This window comes from Nocardia brevicatena NBRC 12119 (assembly GCF_000308495.1).
Lineage (GTDB): Bacteria > Actinomycetota > Actinomycetes > Mycobacteriales > Mycobacteriaceae > Nocardia > Nocardia brevicatena.
The window spans coordinates 1-6,572 of record NZ_BAFU01000069.1 but is presented as its reverse complement, the minus strand read 5'-3'; the positions used below and the strand labels follow the sequence as shown (position 1 = coordinate 6,572).

Genomic DNA, 6,572 nt, shown 5'->3' with positions numbered 1-6,572 from the left:
GTCGCCCGGGGTGAGGGACATCGTGCATACTCCGCATCCGATGGAGAGGGCCATTACCGTTGGCGTTCTCGGCCTTGGGTCATGGACTTGGGCTCGGTCACATCATACCGGTCCGAATGCCTTCCAGGCCGGCAAAGAAGCCACCGCCACAACGAGACACGGATCAAGAGCCGCCAGGTGGTCTGGCATCCTGTGGTGATGCCGGACCACTTGGCCGGGTTCAAAGGCTTCGTGCCGTTTTCCGACGTGGACATGGCGCCAGCTGCGGGCGAGGTCTATGTCGTGGTGCGCCCAGCTACCGAGCCACCAGCCTTCCTGACCGTTGGCCCAGCAGGCCGGTGGAAGGACAGGGACCCGACCTTGCCCATCGAGGAGCTGGAGTGGGGTCAAGGAACATCGGCGCGAAAAGTACCGGTCGCTGACAACCGAGTTGGGCCGACTACCGGAGGCCGGGTAGCCGAAGCCGTGCAGGGAGGGATCTGTCCATCTGGGCTATACCCCAGATGCACAAGAGTGCGACTCATCTGAACGCCGATCGGCAACCGAGAATAGGTGATCGCATGACCGTGAATAGGTATATTCCCCATGTCGGCCCGGTACCGATTCGATGAGGATGGTTTTCGCACAGCGAGCAGAATACCTCCTCGCCGGCGAACCGGAGCCGCTCATGTCCATCCGCACCACCATCCCCACCGTGGCGCAACGGCGTGTCACGGTCTCGACCCGAGACGGCGTCGCTCTCGCGGTTCGCGAGTACGGTCCGCGCGATGCCGACATCACCGTCGTCCTCCTGCACGGCCATTGCCTGCGCAGTGAGTCCTGGACCTACGTCCGCGACGCGCTGCTGCGCCGATACCCGGACGCCCGGGTGGTCTGCTATGACCATCGCGGACACGGCGACTCCGCCGCGGCGTCCCGCAAGACCTACAACCTCGCCCAGCTCGGCCGCGACCTGCAGGACGTTCTCGACGCGGTCGCCCCCACCGGACCGGTCGTCCTCGTCGGCCACTCGATGGGCGGCATGACCGTGCTGACCTACGCCGCACAGCACCCGCACGAGATCGGCACTCGTATCGTGGGCGTCGCGCTCCTGGCGACCGCCGCGAGCGGGCTCGCCGACGCGGGTCTCGGCCGGCTTTTGCGTAACCCGGTCGTTTCCGCGTTCCAGGCGGCCGTCCGCCGCGCCCCGGGACTGATGCACCACGCGAAACCTGTAGCCTGCACACTCTTCGCCCCCGTCATCCGTGCCACCGAGTTCGGCGATCGCAAGGTCAGCCCGCGGGTGCTGGCGCTGGCCAACGCGATGCGCAACGAGACGCCGATCGTCACGATGGCGAGTTTCCTGAGCGAATTCACGGTCTACGACCGGACCGACGCGCTCACGGTCCTCTCGCGAATCCCCACGCTGGTGCTGTGCGGCTGCAGCGACCTGATGACGCCACCGTCGCACTCGGTCGCGATGGCCGCGGCCGTCGAGTACTCCGACCTCGTGATAGTCGAGGGCGCCGGGCACTCGGTGATTCTCGAGCAGCCCGACCAGGTCGCCGACGCCATCAACCGCCTCATGACCCGAGCAGGCGATCCCGGCCAGGTCGCGGCCGCTCACCTCACCCTCGTCGCCTAATGGGAATTGATCGGCGAGCCTACGACTGGGGCGGGACTGGTAAGGACCCGTACTGGCGACTCCGGAAATTATCTGCGGTAGCGCTCGCGGTGCCGCTCGGATTGATAGCCAAACCGCTTAGCGCCACTTTTCGCGAATCTGGTCCCCACACCCCGATCCACGCACGATTCGGTTCGTCCTCCGCCAACATCTGCGATGAAGGGATCGGCCCACATGTCTCCCGAATGGATATCGAACACACGTTCGTATGCACGACATACCTGCTGTTCTGCACTCGACGCAGACGCTATCGATAGTTGTAGATGCGCTGATATACCGCTATGCATCGCGACGGGTGAGGGGGGAGACGGCCCGACTTGACCTCGCCCGGTCGCCTCGGCCGTTGTTCAGCCGGCGGCCGCTTCAGAGGTTTTTTCGTGTGCGGTTGCTCAGGATTTCGTCGAAGAAGTCGATGAGGGTTTGCCGCGCGGTGTGCTCGTGCTGGAGTTCGTGTCCGCCGAAGCGGTAGACCTCGTATCCGGTCAGGCGTAGGCGGCGGTCTTCGGCGACCATTGTGGCGTAGGTGGCTGGATCGGCGCGGCCTTCGTGGTCGGCGTAGTGGTGTTTGCCGTCGACTTCGACGACGATGCGGCGCCGGTTGCCCAGCAGCAGAAGGAAGTCCATGCGCTGCCGTATGACCGATCCCGGCCGCTGTTGAGAGTCTGGCCGCAGGTAGGGATCGTAGTGCAGGTAGACCTGTGGGATGAGGGCGGGGATATCGGGGTTCGCGCCGTAGCGGGCGGCGTAGGTGTTGAACAGCAGCGTCTCGGGTGGACTCACGGTGGATCGGACCAACCGCCGCCACAGCGAACGTGCGGGGTCGGTGTCGGACTCGGCTTCGAAGTGTGGATGCCGGCTCCACCATTCGGTGAGCGTCGACCAGCTCAGACCGGTTTCGCCGATCGGTTCGTCGTATACCAGGCAGGTGTCGGCGCCTTTGGTGATTTCGATGACGTTGTTGATCGCGTCCCGCAGCACGATTTCGGGCTTCGGGCCGATGGAGGCGAAGATGAGGTTGCGCAGTTCGCCGTCGACACCGCCCGCACCGAAACCGGCTTGGTCCACCAGCGCCTGCAGGGTCTCGTCGTCACGGTCGGCGAGGACGAGACGGGCGATGGAGAGCAGTCGGGCCAGATCGTGTTCCTGCAGCCGGGAGTGCACCCACCGGTACTTGCCGGTGAAAGGGTCGTCGCCGGCATCCCGGGCCGGGGCGAGCCCCAGTCTGCCGACACAGAAGCTTGCCACGTCGTAGGCCTTCAACTCGCTGACCGCGGCGGCGATGGCGCGGCGGAGATCGGCGGGTTTGACTGTCGCGCTCACCTCCCGATCGTGACACCCAGACCCGACAGACCTCGCCCGATCCCAGCTGATCTAGCCGATTTGTGGTGAAAAGCGTTCTGTGTGACGCGATTCGACCACGCACGGCCGTTGCGGACTGGAACATGGAGAAGTCGAACCGGTCGGCGTTGCGCGCAGATGTCACGCAAATCTTAAGTGCTACGCTGCTGTCGCGTTTCGATTCGTAAGCATGCGTGGCTGGGTGTCAGGGAGGATCCATGAGCGATCAAGCGGTGCCCACGCAGTGGGAGACCGAGCGATTCGGTGAGCACGCTCTGCCGTTGCAGCGCGCGATCTGGCGCGGCCTGCAGGCCGCTCATCAGCGAGCGTTGGCCGCCCACAAAGGGTTGGCGCTCGACAGCAACGACGGCTACGGCCTGATCTGGCTGGTCCAGCACGAAGAGGTGGGCTTCGCGGTCGAGGAGGTGATCCCCGACCTGCGCCGGATCAAGCCCGCGCGTGCACGCTACGAGCTGATCGTGGTGGGTGATACCAACATCATCCTGTACCCGTGGAAGTTCGCCGACGACGCCCACGCCCCGGTGGAAAAGGCGAAGATGACGATGTCGAAGCTGCGCGAGAGCCTGCTGGCGCTCACCCAGGAGGCACCCGACCGACAGCTGTCCTTCGATCATGCCCATCTCACGCAGGAAGAGCTCGACACCGAAATCGAGGATGTGGAGTCCTTCCTCGACGACGCGATCAAAGCGGGACGGCTGGTCATCATCGCCTACGCCGCCAATCTGCACTCCGGCATCCTGCGCGTCTACTGGGGCGAGGCATCCCAGGCCGATGACCGCGGCCGGTTGAACTGGCGCACCATCGAACAGATCTCCCCGCCCGCCGACACCGGCGGCGACCACGTCCCGCTGCGCCCCGCGGGCCCGGTCCCGGTTCCCGATCCGCAGCCCGCCACCGCCCCGCGCTTCGATCAGGCACCCATAGGCGAGATCGTGCTCACCCACCGCAATCCGTTGACCACACCGGACGGCGGACAACCACCGACACCCCAACCCGAGACATCGAGCGATGCCTGAACGCCCACCTCTGAACCTGCTCTCCGGCGACACCACCGCGACGATCTCGGCCTCCGACGTCGCGGTGGCGTTCGACCCCGCCCGCCTCACCCAGGCCCGCCAGCTCGCCGGCCTGACCAAGGCGGCACTGGCCGCACAGATCGGAGTCTCGGGTGCCGCGGTGAGCCAGTGGGAATCCCTGACCTCACCACCGCGGCCCGACCACCTCAACCGCGCGGCCGAAGTCCTCGACGTCCCCGTCGAGTTCTTCGCCGCGGGCCGTCCCTTCGCCCAACTCGACGGCGCCAGTGCGCATTTCCGCAGCCTCCGCTCGACCAAAGCCGCCCAGCGCGCCAAGGCCGTCGCCTTCACCCAGCAGGTGTGGGAACTGACCTACGCACTGGAGAAGCACATCCAGTTCCCCGCCATCGACTTGCCCGGGTTCCTGCCCGACGACCCCACCCGCCTCGGCGACACACCGGCCGAAGCCGCACGAGCGTTGCGGGCGCACTGGGGCCTGGTGCGCGGGCCGGTCCCGCACCTGGTTCGCACCATGGAGATGCGCGGGATCGTCACCACAATGGTGGCCTTCGCCGGCGACGACACACCCACCATCAACGCCTTCTCCACTTCCCGCATGCCGCGTCCCACGATCGTGCTCACCCCCGACCGCGGCGACGACGTGTGCTGGCATCGCTTCACCGCCGCCCACGAACTCGGCCACCTCGTCCTGCACCGCGACGCCGCCCCCGGCGACCCCGAACAAGAACGCGAAGCCGACGCCTTCGCCGCCGAATTCCTTACCCCCGCCGACCAGATCACCGACAGGCTGCCACGCCGCTTCGACGTCAAAGCTCTCCAACAACTCAGCCACGAATGGGGCGTGTCGATCAAATCGCTGGTCTACCGTTCCCGCGAAACCGGTGCCCTCTCCGACGCCGTCGCCCGCCGCGCCTACCAGCGCCTCAACCACCTCTACGACATCGGCATGCTCGGCGCCGACCCCGTCACCCAATACCCCGGCGAAACACCCACGCTGCTCGCCAAAGCCTTCGAACTCGCCCAAACCCACGGCACCCTCACCCTCACCAGCCTCGCCGCAGAACTGCACTGGCGCCCCAAACGTCTACGCCAACTCCTCGGCCAACCCGACCAACGCCCCGTCCTGCGCCTGGTCACCGACACCGAAACCGCCCACGGCCGGTAGCCCTTCGGTCAACTCTGGGTCATCTCCGGTCGACCCTCGGGATGATGGCTTCGTGACGCACTATCCGTTGTTTTTCGGCGAGTTCTACCGGAACCCCGGGTCACACGCTCGACACAAACTTGGCTGTACGGCCTGGGTGTTCCCGGAGATGTCGACCGGCCGCGTTGCCCGGTCCACAACAGTCTGGGAGTATTGCCGCGCACGGCGGTCCATCCGGCCAGCCGCTCGCGGGCAGCGACGGGCAGCGGCATCTCCCCGACCTCGTCGCCGTTGCCGAGCAGATCGGCGACGGAGTGGGCGGTTCTCGTTCAACGGCCTTGGGACAGCGCGCTGTTTGCGAAGCGAAACCGATAAGCGCTTCCCGCGTTGAACAGAACGTCGACCCCGGCAGGGACGATGCCGGCGAGCGTGTTGCCCACGATCGGCCACCAACGTGGAACGGTCAGCTGTTGTTTGTGGATCTCAGCGGTCACGACGAGCACACACGGCACTCCGGTATCCGGCGACACGACGACTGGCTCGTTGTCTTGGTCGCATCCGATCTGGACGACGTTGTCGCGGAGGAGTCGGATGATATCGGCACGGTGGTCTTCACCAGCAGCGGTGAGCCGCGCCAGCGCGTCGATCGGGTCGGTCGGTGTCGAGCTGTGGAGTGGGCGGTAGCGGGGGTTCGGCTCGAATGGGCCGAGTTTTCGGTCGGGGTTCACAGTCCAGCCGCCCACCATCACCTCCGCGGGTGGTGTGCTCTGTGGTGTGTCGCCACGCCATCCTGGGTCGATCAGAACGAGCCAGTCTTGTCCCCCGATGGTCAAGGTTCTCGGCTGCATTGCTCGTCTCTCTGAACTCATTGGGCATCGCCGAGCCAGGGGGTTGGCCGGTTCTCGGGTGCGGGAAAGGTGGCAAATAGTGGCAATGGATTTCCGTTCGAATCGTAGTTCGCGATAACTCCGAGGTCGGTGATCTTCCCGGGCTCACGCCCGACCGGTGCCACCAGATCGGTGGGTGCATGGATATCGCCCCGGACTGTCCCGCTGCTGTGCAGGTAGTCTGCGGCCTCCCGTGCCGCCGATGCCCCGGGCATCGCGGTCTCACAGGAGATCAAGAGCGTCGCCGGGGCTTGTTGCGCAGCGCGCGCGAAGTAGTCGATGGACTCGAGTAACCTCCCGTGTGATTCTCCGTCGAGAACGACGGTCGTCCACTCGGGTTGCTCGATGGTACCGGTATTGATGTCGACCGCGAATCCCTCGTCATTACCGTGCGCGACGGCAACCGCCGGCGGTCGTCCCGCCTCCGCGACCGCGTCGGCCCAAGGCGCCTTCTCCGGCGCGCCGATTACTTGCCGGTGTGA

6 protein-coding genes are annotated in these 6,572 nt (G+C 65.8%); 3 read left to right on the top strand and 3 right to left on the bottom strand.

The window, feature by feature from the left end; translation table 11 throughout:
• The first annotated feature begins 667 nt into the window (after window positions 1–667).
• Complete coding sequence (locus tag ON20_RS19085; RefSeq protein WP_040837357.1) at window positions 668–1,624, top strand: alpha/beta fold hydrolase; 957 nt, start codon at window positions 668–670, stop codon at window positions 1,622–1,624.
• A gap of 402 nt (window positions 1,625–2,026) precedes the next feature.
• Here ON20_RS19085 and ON20_RS19080 read toward each other — a convergent pair whose 3' ends face one another.
• Window positions 2,027–2,983 (bottom strand): putative endonuclease domain-containing protein, encoded by a 957-nt coding sequence (locus tag ON20_RS19080; protein WP_051162835.1) that lies wholly within the window; start codon window positions 2,981–2,983, stop codon window positions 2,027–2,029.
• 236 nt (window positions 2,984–3,219) lie between these two features.
• On the opposite strand from ON20_RS19080, the gene ON20_RS19075 reads away from it, so the two are divergent.
• A complete protein-coding gene (locus ON20_RS19075) occupies window positions 3,220–4,038 on the top strand; it encodes a hypothetical protein (protein ID WP_040837353.1) in 819 nt (272 codons plus the stop codon).
• A complete protein-coding gene (locus ON20_RS19070; RefSeq protein ID WP_051162833.1) occupies window positions 4,031–5,224 on the top strand; it encodes an XRE family transcriptional regulator in 1,194 nt (397 codons plus the stop codon). The genes ON20_RS19075 and ON20_RS19070 overlap by 8 nt, the downstream gene beginning before the upstream one ends.
• Before the next feature lie 308 nt (window positions 5,225–5,532).
• Here ON20_RS19070 and ON20_RS19065 read toward each other — a convergent pair whose 3' ends face one another.
• Together ON20_RS19065 and ON20_RS19060 are read right to left on the bottom strand one after the other, a co-directional pair.
• Entirely contained in the window at window positions 5,533–6,051 is a 519-nt protein-coding gene (locus ON20_RS19065; RefSeq protein ID WP_040837352.1) for a type VII secretion system-associated protein, read from the bottom strand.
• A 17-nt stretch (window positions 6,052–6,068) separates the two neighbouring features.
• Window positions 6,069–6,572, bottom strand: a 504-nt coding sequence (locus tag ON20_RS19060; RefSeq protein ID WP_040837351.1) for a hypothetical protein, incomplete at its 5' end; no start/stop codon positions are given.

What these genes read in the sequence shown, in the direction of transcription:
- ON20_RS19085 (WP_040837357.1), top strand. Translation starts at nt 668, where the DNA reads ATGTCCATCCGCACCACCATCCCCACCGTGGCGCAACGGCGTGTCACG.
- ON20_RS19075 (WP_040837353.1), top strand. Translation starts at nt 3,220, where the DNA reads ATGAGCGATCAAGCGGTGCCCACGCAGTGGGAGACCGAGCGATTCGGT.
- ON20_RS19070 (WP_051162833.1), top strand. Translation starts at nt 4,031, where the DNA reads ATGCCTGAACGCCCACCTCTGAACCTGCTCTCCGGCGACACCACCGCG.
- ON20_RS19065 (WP_040837352.1), bottom strand. Translation starts at nt 6,051, where the DNA reads ATGCAGCCGAGAACCTTGACCATCGGGGGACAAGACTGGCTCGTTCTG.